This is a genomic window from Variovorax sp. AC103 (assembly GCF_979254005.1).
In genome coordinates, this window is sequence record NZ_CEEDFC010000018.1 from 117,698 (window position 1) to 131,322 (window position 13,625).

11 protein-coding genes are annotated in these 13,625 nt (G+C 69.9%); 4 read left to right on the forward strand and 7 right to left on the reverse strand.

Going from position 1 to position 13,625, the window contains the following annotated elements; genetic code table 11:
* Positions 1-30: 30 nt before the first annotated feature.
* From hydA to AC0IYU_RS24215, 4 genes are all read right to left on the reverse strand, one after another.
* Complete coding sequence (gene hydA, locus AC0IYU_RS24200) at positions 31-1,485, reverse strand: dihydropyrimidinase (protein ID WP_472121956.1); 1,455 nt, start codon at positions 1,483-1,485, stop codon at positions 31-33.
* A gap of 20 nt (positions 1,486-1,505) precedes the next feature.
* Positions 1,506-2,225 (reverse strand): amino acid ABC transporter permease, encoded by a 720-nt coding sequence (locus AC0IYU_RS24205; RefSeq protein WP_472121959.1) that lies wholly within the window; start codon positions 2,223-2,225, stop codon positions 1,506-1,508.
* A 40-nt stretch (positions 2,226-2,265) separates the two neighbouring features.
* Entirely contained in the window at positions 2,266-3,096 is an 831-nt protein-coding gene (locus tag AC0IYU_RS24210; RefSeq protein ID WP_472121962.1) for an ABC transporter substrate-binding protein, read from the reverse strand.
* 72 nt (positions 3,097-3,168) lie between these two features.
* A complete protein-coding gene (locus tag AC0IYU_RS24215; protein WP_472121964.1) occupies positions 3,169-4,065 on the reverse strand; it encodes a dihydrodipicolinate synthase family protein in 897 nt (298 codons plus the stop codon).
* A 107-nt stretch (positions 4,066-4,172) separates the two neighbouring features.
* Here AC0IYU_RS24215 and AC0IYU_RS24220 point away from each other — a divergent pair, with 107 nt between their 5' ends.
* The 4 genes from AC0IYU_RS24220 (at position 4,173) to AC0IYU_RS24235 (ending at position 10,865) form a co-directional block, all read left to right on the forward strand.
* Complete coding sequence (locus tag AC0IYU_RS24220) at positions 4,173-7,148, forward strand: FAD-dependent oxidoreductase (RefSeq protein WP_472121967.1); 2,976 nt, start codon at positions 4,173-4,175, stop codon at positions 7,146-7,148.
* A gap of 5 nt (positions 7,149-7,153) precedes the next feature.
* Positions 7,154-8,401, forward strand: coding sequence for a M20/M25/M40 family metallo-hydrolase (locus tag AC0IYU_RS24225; RefSeq protein ID WP_472121970.1), 1,248 nt, complete (start codon positions 7,154-7,156; stop codon positions 8,399-8,401).
* A gap of 19 nt (positions 8,402-8,420) precedes the next feature.
* Positions 8,421-9,155: an amino acid ABC transporter ATP-binding protein gene (locus tag AC0IYU_RS24230; RefSeq protein WP_472121973.1), complete on the forward strand. Its 735-nt coding sequence runs from the start codon at positions 8,421-8,423 to the stop codon at positions 9,153-9,155.
* A gap of 81 nt (positions 9,156-9,236) precedes the next feature.
* A complete protein-coding gene (locus AC0IYU_RS24235) occupies positions 9,237-10,865 on the forward strand; it encodes a peptide chain release factor 3 (RefSeq protein ID WP_435494942.1) in 1,629 nt (542 codons plus the stop codon).
* 16 nt (positions 10,866-10,881) lie between these two features.
* Here AC0IYU_RS24235 and AC0IYU_RS24240 read toward each other — a convergent pair whose 3' ends face one another.
* From AC0IYU_RS24240 to AC0IYU_RS24250, 3 genes are read right to left on the reverse strand one after another with little or no spacing between them, the layout of a single operon-like run.
* On the reverse strand, positions 10,882-11,685 hold the full coding sequence (locus AC0IYU_RS24240; RefSeq protein ID WP_472121976.1) for an ABC transporter permease: 804 nt from the start codon (positions 11,683-11,685) through the stop codon (positions 10,882-10,884).
* Positions 11,686-11,721: 36 nt separating this feature from the next.
* Positions 11,722-12,567 carry an ABC transporter permease gene (locus tag AC0IYU_RS24245; protein WP_472121979.1) on the reverse strand — a complete coding sequence of 282 codons (846 nt, stop codon included), beginning with the start codon at positions 12,565-12,567 and terminating at the stop codon, positions 11,722-11,724.
* A 2-nt stretch (positions 12,568-12,569) separates the two neighbouring features.
* Positions 12,570-13,565, reverse strand: a complete 996-nt coding sequence (locus tag AC0IYU_RS24250) for an ABC transporter ATP-binding protein (RefSeq protein ID WP_472121981.1) — start codon at positions 13,563-13,565, stop codon at positions 12,570-12,572.
* Positions 13,566-13,625 lie beyond the last annotated feature (60 nt).

Sequence of the window (13,625 nt, forward strand, 5' to 3'; positions counted from 1 at the left end):
AGGGCCGCCTCGCGGCGCTGCCCTGCAGGCTCAGAGCCATTTGTCCAGCGGATTGCCGTCGTTCGGCGCGCGCGGCCGAAGGCAAGGCAGGAACTGGCCCGAGCCGGGCTCGGCCAGGAATGCGCCGTCCTGCCACACCACGCGGCCGCGAGACACGGTCACGCCCGGCCACGCGCGCAGCGCCATGCCTTCGTAGGGCGTGTAGTCGACGGCATGGTGCAGCATGCTGTTGGTGAGCAGCTTTTCCTGGCCCGGGGCGAACACGTCCCAGACCACGAAGTCGGCGTCGCTGCCTACGGCGATGGTGCCCTTGCGCGGGTACAGCCCGTACAGCCGCGCCGGGTTGGTGGACGTGAGCTCGACGAAGCGGTGGATGTCGATGCGCCCCTTGAGCACGCCCTCGCTCATCAGCAGCGGCAAGCGCGTTTCCACGCCGGGAATGCCGTTCGGAATGCGGTCGAAGGACGCGTCGTCGCCGGCCACGCGCTTGCCGTCGGTGCCGCCCATGTTGAACGGCGCATGGTCGGACGAGAAGATGGTGAACAGCCCGCTCGACAGCCCGTTCCAGATGAACTGCTGGTTGGCCTTGTCGCGCGGCGGCGGGCTGCAGATGCAGCGCGCGCCGTGCATCGGATCGTCGGGGTCGATGCCCAGGTCCTCGGCGCTCAGGAACAGGTACTGCGGGCAGGTCTCCGCATGGATCGGCAGGCCGCGTCCGCGCGCCCAGTGGATCTGCTCGATCGCCTCGCGGCCCGAGACGTGGACGATCAGGATCGGCGTGTCGACCAGTTCGGCCAGCGCGATGGCCCGGTGCGTGGCCTCGCGCTCCACCGCCATCGGGCGCGAACTGCTGTGGTAGCGCGGCGCCGTGAGCCCCGCGTCGAGCAACTGCTCGGTGAGCCAGGCGATGCAGTCGCTGTTCTCGGCGTGGATCATGGTCATGGCGCCGTGCCGGCGCGCGGTGGCCAGGACCTCGATGATCTGGCGGTCGTCCAGCTTGAGATCGTCGTAGGTCATGTAGATCTTGAAGGAGGTGTAGCCCTTCTCGATCAATGCGGGCAGCTCGCGCTGCGTCACGTCGCGCGTGGCGTCGGCCACGATCAGGTGGAAGGCGTAGTCGATCACCGCCTTGCCCTCGGCGCGGCGGTGGTAGTCGTCCACCGCCTCCTGGATGCTGTGGCCCTTCTGCTGCGCGGCGAACGGCAGCACGGTGGTGGTGCCGCCGCAGGCCGCCGAACGCGTGCCGGAGAGAAAGTCGTCCGCGAAGCGCGAGCCGTCGCCCGTCGGCTGGTCGAAGTGGCAGTGGCCGTCCACGCCGCCCGGCGTGACGAGCCGGCCGGCCGCGTCGATTTCGCGGGCGGCGCTCGCGCCAAGGTCTTGCGCGATGGCGCAGATGCGCCCGTCGCGCACGCCGATGTCGGCGGTGTAGCGGTCGCCCGCGGTGGCGATGTCGGCGTTGCGCAGGATCAGGTCGTAGGTGCTCATGGGACTCTCGGGAGGGTGCGTCAGCGCTGCTCGAGCGCGGGGTCGGCAGGCACGACCGGCGCGCCCGCATTGCCGTAGGCGCGGCCGTAGTGGCGCTCGATGCGCCGCTGGATGAAGTCCCAGGCCGTGGTCATCAGCAGGTAATAGATGGCGGCGACCACGAACAGCTCGAGCACCATGAATTTTTCCTGGATCAGCACCTGGGTGCGGCGCAGCAGCTCTTCCATGGAGATCACCGAGGTGATCGACGTGGTCTTGAGCAGGCCGTTGATGCTGTTGCCCAGCGTCGGCACGATCAGGCGCATGGCTTGGGGCAGGACGACGTAGCGCATGGTCTGCGCGCTGCTGAAGCCGACGGCGCGGGCCGCGTTGGTCTGTCCGGCGGAAATCGACTGGATGCCGCCGCGCACGATCTCCGCCAGGTAGGCGGCCTCGTTGAGGATCAGGCCCAGCAGCGCCGACTCGACCACCGACAGCTTCAGGCCGAACTGGGGCAGGCCGGTGTAGATGATGATCAGCTGCACCAGCAGCGGCGTGCCGCGGAACACCCAGATGTAGAAGTGCGCGGGCCCCGCCACCCAGCTGCGGCTGGACAGCCGGGCCAGCGCCAGCGCGCAACCCACGACCAGCCCGCCCGCGATCGCCGCGAGCGTGAGCCACAGCGTGGTCACCGCGCCGCTGAGGATGTACGGATTGAACAGGTAGTCGAAGAACCCCGACCAGCTCCAGCCTTGTCCCATGAACGTTCCTTGGTGTGCTCGATGGCTGTGCCGTCGCGGCTCAGCCCGCCGGGCCCTTGACGGTGACGGCGCCGTCGACCGCCTTCACGCCGTACTGGTCGAACAGCTTCTGGAAGCTGCCGTCGGCCTTCATGTCGTTCATCGCCTTGGCCATGGCCGCAGCCAGGTCCTTGTTGCGGGCGGCCAGCGCCACCGGGGTGGGGAACAGGCCGTTCAGCACCCGGTCGAAGTCGCCGCGCTTCTGGTATTCGGCGCCGGTGGAGTCGATCGACAGGGCCACCTCGACCTGGCCGGCGCGCAGCGCCTGGAACGCCATGGCGAAGTTCTCGAAGGTGCGGATGGTCATGCCCTTCATGCCCTTGTCGGTGAGCGCCTTGTCGAGCTCGCGCGCCTTGCGCTCCTCGAAGCCGCCGAGCTCCACGCCGATGCTCTTGCCTGACAGGTCGTCCGTCCTGGCAATCTTCAGCGGGTTGCCCTTGGCCGTGCTGATGCTGATGGCCTGGTCTTCATAGATGAGCATCTGCATCAGCTTGGCGCGCTCTTCCGTGTAGAAGATGCCGGTGTTGATGACGTCCCAGCGGCCGGCCTGCAGGCCCGGGATCATGGCGGAGAACTCGATGCGCACGTACTCCGGCGTGAGGCACAGGCGCTTGGCGATGGCCTCGCCGAGTTCCACCCGCATGCCCTTGAGCGCGCCGGTCTGGTCAACGAACTGCATCGGCGGCAGGGTCGGGTTGACCGACATGGTCAGCGTGCCCTTCTTGACGAGGGCCGAGTCGGGCACGGGCGACTTGCACGCCTGCGCGTTCGCGGCGCCCGCGCAGAAGATGAAGAGTGCCGTTGCCGACGCGAGAGCGGGGAGCAGTTTCATGGGGTGGTCCTTCAGGAAATGAACGAGGCGACGAAAGGGAAAGGCAGGAACGAGATGCGGGGACACCGGCGCTCAGGCGCGGATCGAGTCCAGCAGTTCGAGGCGGGCCAGCTCGCGGCGCAGGTCCGCGGCGTCGGCCTCGGGCAGCGGCAGGCGGGGCGCGCGCGGCTTGCCGACCGGCAGGCCCATCATCGTCAGGCCGTCCTTGGAGGCCGCGACGTAGCGGTGGCCGCCGACCTGGCGCACGATCGGCAGCATCTGCTTGTAGAGCGCCAGCGCCGCTGGCATGTCGCGCTCGTCGGCCACCAGCTCGAACAGGCGCGCCGACATCCTGGGAATGAGGTTGGAGCACACGGCCACCCAGCCCTGCGCGCCGAGCCAGAACGACTCGTAGCCGAGGATGCCGGCGAACACCGTCATGCGGTCGCCGCACAGCTCGATGATGTCGCGCACGCGCGTGACCTCCAGCGTCGACTCCTTGATGTACTTGCAGTTGTCGATGCGCGAGAGGCGCGCCACCAGCTCGGGCTTGAGGTCGACGTTGGCCGTGGCCGGGTTGTTGTAGACCATGATCGGAATGCCGATGGCCTCGCCCACCTTGCGGTAGTGCGCGAACAGCTCGTCGTCGGTGGGCGTGCTGTAGTAGGGCGGAATGATCATGACGCCGTCGGCGCCCATCGTCTCGGCCTCGCGGCTCAGCCGCACGCACTCGTCGGTCCACTCCGCACCGGTGCCGATCAGCACGGGCACGCGTTTTGCTGCGGTGCTGATGCAGGTCTCGATCACCAACTGGCGCTCATCGGGCGTCAGCGACAGAAATTCCCCGGTGCTCCCCAGAGGAATCAGCCCGTGGATTCCCTCTTCGATTTGCCAGTCGACCAGCTTCTTCAGAGCGGGCACGTCCACGTGCAGGCCGTCTGCGGTCATGGGGGTGATGAGCACCGTGTAGGTGCCGCGGAACGCTGTCATGGGGCAGTCCTCGGGAAAATTCGGATGACGAAGTATACGTATACATGTAGTATACGTATACATTCAATCGCGTCAACGCGGTTTTCCGTTTTCCCTCGCACCTGCCCATGAGCGCCAGACTGACCCACCCTTCCATCACCCCGGCCGGGCGCCCCGTGCGCTTCTGGTACGACGGGCAGCCCGTGGAGGGCCTCGAAGGCGAAACCATCGCGGCGTCGCTGGCGGCTGGCGGCATCAAGGCCCTGCGCCATACCCGGGGCCGTGAGCGCCGGGGTCTCTATTGCGGCATGGGCGCATGTTTCGAGTGCCTGGTCATCGTCGACGGGCGCGCCAGCCAGCGCGCCTGCCTCACCAAGGTGGCAGAGGGGCAGCAGGTGCGCTCCGTCCAGCCGGCCGGCACGCTGGAAGACCCGCTGCAGCCGCTCGCCCCCGAGGCCGCAGCGCAACCCGCACGGCGGCAGGTCGACGTGCTGGTCGTCGGCGCGGGCCCGGCCGGGCTTTCGGCTGCGCTGGCCGCGCGCCGGGCCGGCGCCGACGTGCTGGTGCTCGACGAGCGCCTGGAACCGGGCGGCCAGTTCTACAAGCCGCTCGCGCCGTCGCACCGGGCGGCCACGCCGGCCGACCGCCAGTTCGCGCAGGGCCTGGCGCTGGCGCACGACGTCCACGCCGCGGGCGTCACGATCGTCCAGGGCGCGCAGGTGTGGGCCGCCTTCTCGCCGACCGAGGTCGCGGCGCTCATCGACAGGCGCGCCCATGTCATCGGCTGCCGCCAACTCGTGATCGCCTCCGGTGCCTACGAGCGCCCGGTGCCCTTTCCCGGCTGGACCCTACCGGGCGTGATGACCACCGGCGCTGGTCAGACGCTCGCTCGCGCCTACCGCGTCGCCCCGGGCCGCCGGGTAGTGATTGCGGGCAACGGGCCGCTCAACCTGCAGTTGGCGGCGGAACTGCTCGCGGGCGGCGCCGAGGTCGTCGCCGTGCTCGAATCGGCGCCCCGCCCCTCCCTGCGCCAATGGCGCCAGTTGCTCACTGCGGCGCGCACCGGCCCCGACCTGCTGCGCGACGGCTGGCGCTACCTGCGGCAGCTGCGTGCGCACGGGGTGCCGGTGCTGTGGGGCCACACGGTCGTGGAGGCCGAAGGCGAAGCCGAGGACACGGGCGCAGGCGCGAGCACAGGCGGACTGCGGTCCGTGCAGGTCGCGCGCATCGATGCCCGAGGACACGTGGTGGCGGGAACGGCGCGGCGCCTCGAGGCGGACACGCTGTGCCTGGGCTATGGCTTCATCCCCTCCACCGAACTCGCGCGCATGCTGGGCTGCGCGCACCGGCTGGCCCCGCGCCACCTGGGGCACCTTGCGACCGTCACGCAGGAAGACGGCGCCACCAGCGTGGCCGGCGTGTACGTGGTGGGCGACGGCGCCGACCTGGGCGGCTCGCGCGTCGCCCTGGCGCGCGGCACACTGGCAGGCGAAGCCGCGGCGCGCAATCTCGGCCTGCGCGTTGCGGCATCCGCCGAGGCAACGGGCCAGTTGCACCGCGCCGAGTGCTTCCAGCAGGCCCTGTGGTCGCTCTACGCGCCCCCGCCTGTCACGCTGGCCGCGGTGCCCGACGACACGCTGCTGTGCCGCTGCGAGGAGATCAGCTTCGGCTCGGTGCGTGCGCAGATCCGCGCCGGCAGCGACACCCTGGCCGCGCTCAAGCGCAACACCCGCCTGGGCATGGGCCGCTGCCAGGCTCGCTACTGCGCCGCCACCGCGGGCCGGCTGGTGGCCGAGCTCACGGGCAGGCCGCCGGAGGTCGACCAGTACTTCGCCCCGCGCCCGCCGGCCAGGCCTGTGCCGGCCGGCGCACTCGGTTTCGAGAAACCCGAGTGGGGCGGCCACAAGCCGGCCATCACGCCCAATCTCGCGCGGCCCGTGGAGCACGCGCCCTTCGCGCCGGTGCGCACCGACGTGCTGGTGATCGGTGCCGGCGTGCTCGGCGCCTGCCTGGGCTACTACCTGTCGAAGGCTGGGCAGGACGTGACCGTGGTCGACCGCGACGACATCAACCTGCAGGCCTCCGGCGCCAATGCAGGCAGCCTGCACGTGCAGCTGCTGTCGTTCGACTTCGGCGCCAAGGCGCAGGAAGGCGGCGGCCCGGCGGCGGCCACATTGCCGCTCGGGCCGATGTCGGTGCGCCTGTGGCAGGAGATAGAAGCCGACTGCGGCGAAGACCTCGAGATCAAGATCACCGGCGGCCTCATGGTCGCCGACAGCGAGGCAGGCATGCGCTTCCTGGAGGCCAAGGCCGCGCTGGAGCGCCGCCACGGCATCGACGCGCAGGTGATTGACGGCGCCGACCTGCGGCGCCTGTCGCCAGCGCTGTCCGACGCGCTGCGGGGTGCCGAGCTCTGCCCCATGGAAGGAAAGATCAACCCGCTGCGCGCCACCTACGCGGTGGCACGGCGCGCGCAGCAGCAAGGCGCGCGAATGCTGCGCGGCTGCGACGTGCAGGCCATCGAGGCCCTGCCCGGCGACGGCGCGGGCTTCGTGGTGCGCACCTCGCGCGGCACCATCCATGCCGGGCGCATCGTCAACGCGAGCGGCGCCTGGTCGAGCGCCATCGGCCGCATGCTGGGCGTGACCATTCCCGTCAAGGGGGCGCCGCTGCAGATGATCGTGACGGAGCCCGCGCCGCCGCTGGTCGACCACCTGGTCGCCCATGCCGACCGGCACCTGAGCCTGAAGCAGGCAGCCAGTGGCGGCCTGATCGTCGGCGGCGGCTGGACGGCCGCCTTCCACGAGGACATGCGGCTGAACCGCGCCGAGCGCGACAGCATCGAAGGCAACCTCTGGGTCGCGCGCCACGTGCTGCCCGCCGTGAGCGGCCTGCACATGGTGCGCTGCTGGGCCGGCATGAACGTGAACATCGACGGCGCGCCGATCCTCGGCGAGGTGCCCGGCCGCCCCGGCTTCTACAACGCGGTGACCTCCAACGGCTACACCCTCGCGCCCGTCACCGCGCGGCTCGTTACCGACCTGGTCGTGCACGGGCGCACCGACATCGACATCTCCCCCTTTCTCATCGACCGTTTCCTCTGACAGCCATGACCGACACCGCCCTCCCCCGCGACACGCTGCGCCATTTCATCGACACCCACTTCGACGAGCAGGTGCGCACCCTGGCAGAGCTGGTGCGCTGCCCCTCCGACAACCCGCCCGGAGACTGCGCGCCGCATGCAGAGCTCACGGCCCGGCTGCTGGAGGCCATGGGCTTCGAGGTCGAGCGCCATGCGATACCGCCCGACTACGCGGCCGCGCACGGCATGCGCAGCGTGACCAACCTGATCGTGCGCGAGCGCTTCGGCGACGGCCCGGTGGTGGCCCTCAACGCACACGGCGACGTGGTGCCGCCGGGCGCGGGCTGGAGCGTCGACCCCTACGGCGGCGAAGTGCGCGACGGCTGGCTGTACGGCCGCGGCGCCGCGGTGTCGAAGTCGGACTTCACCACCTACGCCTTCGCGATGCGTGCGCTCAAGCACCTGGCGGCCTCGGGCACGCCGCTGGCCGGCACGGTCGAGCTGCACCTGACCTACGACGAGGAGACCGGCGGCGTCACCGGCCCCGGATGGATCCTGTCGAGGGGCCTGAGCCGGCCCGACTTCGTGCTGTCGGCCGCCTTCTCGCACCACGTCGTGGTGGCGCACAACGGCTGCCTGCACCTCGAGGTGACGGTGCGCGGCACCTCGGCGCACGCCGCCCGGCCCGACACCGGGCACGACGCGATCGAGGCCGCGGCCACGCTGCTGCCCGCGCTCTACCGCTACCGCGACGGCCTGGCCGGGCGCCCCTCGCTCACGCCGGGCATCACCCATCCCACGATGGTGGTGGGCCTGATCGGCGGCGGCATCAACACCAACGTGGTGGCCGACAAGCTGACCCTGCGCATCGACCGGCGCATCGTGCCCGAGGAGTCGCCCGAGGCCGTCGAGGCCGAATTGCGCGAGGTGATCGAGGCCGCCTGCCGCGCGCTGCCCGGCATCTCGGTGGAGATCCGCCAGATCCTGCTGGCGCGCCCCTTCGCGCCGGCGCCGGGCGCCGACGCCCTGGCGGCGTTGGTGTGCCGCGAGGCCAGCGAGGTGATGGGCAAGCCAGTGACGCCGATCGGCGTGCCGCTGTACACCGACGCGCGCCTGTACAGCGAAGCGGGCATTCCCACGGTGATGTACGGCGCCGGCCCCGAGTCGCTGCTCGAGGCCAACGGACACCGCGCCGACGAGCGCGTGCCGCTGGACGAGCTGCGCAAGGCCACCCGGGTGGTCGCCAACACCCTGCACCACCTGCTGACGCGCTGAACGGCGCCGGAGCCCGCCAATGATCGACATCAGCCATGTGACCAAGAGCTACGGCGCCTTCCAGGTGCTGACCGACTGCAACACCCAAATCCGCAAGGGCGAGGTGGTGGTGGTCTGCGGGCCTTCGGGCTCGGGCAAGTCCACGCTCATCAAGTGCGTGAACGCGCTGGAGCCCTTCCAGCAGGGCCGCATCACCGTGGACGGCGTGTCCGTCGGCGACCCGAAGACGGACCTGAACAGGCTGCGCGCCCGCGTCGGCATGGTGTTCCAGCACTTCGAGCTGTTTCCGCACCTGTCGATCGAGGAGAACCTGTCGATCGCGCAGCGCAAGGTGCTCAAGCGCTCGCCCGCCGAAGCCCGCGCCACCTCGATGGCGCTGCTGGAGCGCGTCGGCATGCACGCGCATGCGCACAAGTTCCCCAGCCAGCTGTCGGGCGGCCAGCAGCAGCGCGTGGCCATTGCCCGCGCGCTCGCCATGAACCCGGTGGCCATGCTGTTCGACGAACCCACCTCGGCGCTGGACCCGGAGATGGTCAACGAGGTGCTCGACGTGATGGTCGGCCTGGCGCGCGACGGCATGACGATGATGTGCGTCACCCACGAGATGGGCTTCGCGCGCAAGGTGGCGAACCGGGTGATCTTCATGGACCGGGGCTGCATCGTGGAGGACTGCCCCAAGGAGGAATTCTTCGGCAACCCCGCAGCGCGCTCGGACCGCGCGCAGCAGTTCCTGTCGAAGATCCTGCCGCACTGAACAGGCCACGGAAGCCGCCGCGGCGGGGAGGGTCGGGCGCGGCCTTCTAAAATCGCGGCATTCCCCCGCAGATTGCCCATCTTGTCTTTTCTTGCCGAAACCCGCCGCCGTCGCACCTTCGCGATCATTTCCCACCCTGACGCCGGCAAGACCACGCTGACCGAAAAGCTGCTGCTTTTCTCCGGCGCGATCCAGATCGCCGGCTCGGTGAAGGCGCGCAAGGCCTCGCGCCATGCCACCTCCGACTGGATGGAAATCGAAAAGCAGCGCGGCATCTCGGTGGCCTCCTCGGTCATGCAGATGCTGTACCGCGACCACGTCATCAACCTGCTCGACACGCCCGGCCACAAGGACTTCTCGGAAGACACCTACCGCGTGCTCACCGCCGTCGACTCGGCGCTGATGGTGATCGACGCGGCCAACGGCGTGGAAGCGCAGACGCGCCGGCTCATCGAGGTCTGCCGCCAGCGCGACACGCCCATCATCACCTTCGTCAACAAGATGGACCGCGAAGTGCGCGAGCCGCTGGACATCCTGGACGAAGTGGAGCGCGAACTCGGCATGCCCTGCGTGCCCATGACCTGGCCCGTGGGCCAGGGCAAGAGCTTCCGCGGGATCATGAACCTGCGCACGCACACCATGACGGTGTTCGAGTCGGGCAGCGAACGGCTGCCGCACGACTTCGAGACCATTCCGCTGACCGACCGCGAAACGCTGACCAAGCGCTTCGGCGCCGATTTCGAGAGCGCCATGGACAGCATGGAGCTGGCCACCGGCGCCTCGCCCAGCTGGGACCGCGAGGCCTTCCTGGCCGGCAAGCAGACGCCCGTGTTCTTCGGCTCCGGCGTGAACAACTTCGGTGTAATGGAAGTGCTGGACGCGCTGGTCGACCTGGCGCCCTCGCCGCAGTCGCGCACCAGCACCACGGTGGTCAACCGCCAGCCGGTCGTCAAGGAGATTCAGCCCGAGGACAAGGACTTCGCGGGCGTGGTCTTCAAGGTGCAGGCCAACATGGACGCCAACCACCGCGACCGCATCGCCTTCGTGCGCATGGCCTCGGGCAAGTACACGCCGGGCATGAAGCTCAAGGTGCAGCGCACCTCGAAGGAGCTCCGGCCCACCAGCGTCGTGACCTTCATGAGCCAGCGCCGCGAGGCGGTGGAAGAGGCCTACGCGGGCGACATCGTGGGTTTCACCACGCACGGCGGCGTGCAGCTGGGCGACACCATCACGGACGGCGCGAGCCTGCAGTTCACCGGGCTGCCGTTCTTCGCGCCCGAACTGTTCATGACCGTGATCCTGAAGAACCCGCTGCGCACCAAGCAGCTGCAGCAGGGGCTGGCGCAGCTCGGCGAAGAAGGCGCGATCCAGGTGTTCCGCCCCGAAGTCGGCGGCCCGATGCTGCTGGGCGCCGTCGGCCAGCTGCAGTTCGAAGTGGTGCAGCACCGCCTGAAGGCCGAGTACGACGCCGACGTGCGGCTCGAGGGCTGCCAGTACACGGGCGCGCGCTGGATCACGGCCGACACCCCGGCCGAGCTGCGCGAGTTCGTCAACGCCTACCCGGTGCGCATGGCCAAGGACGCGGCCGACACGCTGGCCTTCCTGTGCACCTCGCCGTACGACGTGCGGCTGGCGCAGGAGCGGTTTCCGAAGATCCACTTCCATCCGCTGCGCGAGCATGCGGGGTTGGCGCTGCAGAACGCCGGCTGACAGAGACTGGCGGGGCTCAGCTCCCCGTCGACGCGTAGTGGCGCAACCCGAAGCGCCACGCCCCGAAAGCCGCCGCGAGAAACACGAAGCCCGCGAGCGGCGACACCCAGCCCACCCACCCCGGCGCCCCCAGCGGATCGGCCTTGCCCAGGATCGCCAGCACCGGGTAATAGGCCACGCAGGCCAGCGGCACGATGAAGGTCAGCACACGGCGAAACCACTGCGCGTACAGCGCCAGCGGGTACTGCGCCGCCTGCACGCCGCCGTAGGTAAGCACGTTGGCGATCTCCAGGCTTTCCACGGTCCAGAACGACAACGTGCCCTGCAGCACCAGGATGCCGAGGAACAACGCCACGCCGCCGGCCAGTGCAAACAGCGCGATGGCCACCGCGCCGGGCGACCACACCACGCCCGCCTGCACCGTGCCGAAGGCCATCACCGCAACGCCTTGCAGCAGCCGGCCCGCGCGGCTGATGCGGAAGTCGTTGCCCATCAGTTGCAACGCCAGCGGACGTGGACGCAGCAGCAGCCGGTCGAACGCGCCGATGCGAAGGAACTCGGTGCCGAGCACGTCGAAGCCGCGTCCCAGCGCATCGGCAATGGCGAACATGCAGTTCACCAGGCCGTAGAACACGGCCACCTCGCCGAGGGTCCAGCCCTGCACTGCCCCGAAACGGTGGAACAGCGCCCACACGGCGACCACCTCGATGCCGGTCCCCAGGAACTGGCCCAAGGTCAGCATCAGCGCTGAAGCCGGGTAGCGCGCCTGGCCGCCGATGGAAGCCCGGACCAGCCTGAAGAAAAGAGGGAGCGTGCCCATCAGTTGCTTCGCATTGCGTTTCGAACAGGCGCCACTTCAGCCCCCTTGTATCTGAAGACTGCGCATGGTGCGACCCATGGCGAATCGACCCGCCGCGACCAGCACGACGATCCAGAAGCACTGCAGCCCCAGCCCGCCCAGCGCATGCCAGCCGCCCAGTTGCCCGAAATACAGCCGCGCCGGAATGTCCATCAGCCCGGCCAACGGCTGGACCAGCAGCGCGCCCTGCCAGGCGTCCGGCAGCAGCGCGAGCGGCAGCACGTTGCCCGACAACACGATGACCACGGGCGTCGCCACCGCGTTGATGCCGCGCTCGTTCAGCGCGGCCGTCATCGCCACGTTGAGCAGCATCACCATCGCCGTCGAGAGCAGCAGCGCGAGCGCGGCGGACAGCAGGAACGCGAGCCCCGCCGCCACGCCCGCGGGCGGCTGCCAGGACCATTCGTTCAGGCCGATCAGCGGCAAGGCGACAGCCGCGAACGCCGCCATCAACGCCACGCGCGGCAGCAGGCGCGCGGCGATCCAGCCGGCGCTGCGCGCGAACCACAACGCGTAGGCGTCCACCGGGCGCAGGCGGTCGTAGGCCACCGAGCCGGTGCGCACCGCCTGCGCCACTTCGGGGTCGCCCAGCCAGGGCAGCAACACGAGCAGCCCCTGGGCCAGCCATGTGTAGGTGATGGCCTGCGCGAGCGACATCGGCGAACCGGCGCCCGCGATGGCGGTGCCGCCATAGAACGCGGCGAACACCATCACCTTGATGCCGCCCCACCAGCACTGCGTGGCGAAGCCCGCGAGCGCGGCGGTGCGGTACTGCAGCATCTGCAGGAAGCGCGACGCGAAAGCCGCGAGGTAAGGGCGCGCGAGTTCGCGCAGGGTGGCCATGGTCACGCCTCGCCCGCGCCGTGCATGGCGTAGAACCGCGCGATGACCGCCTCGATCGCCAGGCCTTCCAGGCGAATGTCCTGCACCGCATGCGCGGCCGCGATGCGCGCGATCAGCGCGGGTGCCGTGGTCACCGCGGGGTCGAAGTCCAGCACCAGCGTCTGGCCGTCGCGCGAATGCACTTTGGCACCGTCCACCTGCAGGGGCAGCTCGGCGTCCTGTGCAAAGTCGACCACCAGCCGCCGCTCGGCCATCACCTGCGCGCGCAGGGCCTCCACCGGGCTGTCGGCCAGCACGCGCCCGTGGCCGATGATGATCACGCGCCGGGCCAGCGCCTCGATGTCGTGCATGTCGTGCGTGGTCAGCAGCACGGTGGTGCCGCGCTCCCGGTTGGCGCGGCGCACGAAGTCGCGCACGGCCAGCTTGGAGGGCGCATCGAGGCCGATGGTCGGCTCGTCGAGAAACAGGATGTCGGGCTCGTGCAGCAGCGCCGCCGCGATTTCCGCGCGCATGCGCTGGCCCAGCGACAGCTGGCGCACCGGCTGGTCGAGCACGCGCTCCAGGTGCAGCAGCGCGACCAGTTCGTCGCGCGTGCGGCGGTAGCGCTGCGGGTCCACCCGGTAGATGTCGCGCAGCAGGTCGAAGCCGTCGCCCACGGGCAGGTCCCACCACAGCTGCGTGCGCTGGCCGAAGACCACGCCGATGCGCGCCACGTGGCGCTCGCGGTTGGCGAAGGGGTCGCGCCCGTCGACCTCCACGCGACCGCCGTCGGGCCGCAGGATGCCCGCGAGTATCTTGATGGTGGTCGACTTGCCCGCGCCGTTCGGCCCGATGAAGCCGAGCAGTTCGCCGCGCTCGAGCGAGAACGACACGCCCGACAGCGCCTCCACCGTGCGATGGCGGCGGTGCACGAGCCCGCGCAACGCGCCCATCACGCCGGGGTCGCGCTCGGAAATTCGGTAGGTCTTGAGGAGGTGGTCGACGAGGATGTGGGGCATGGAAGGCGCCGCGCCGGCTTCGAACGCGCGGCGGGGGCGGGATGCTACCCGAAAGCGCCG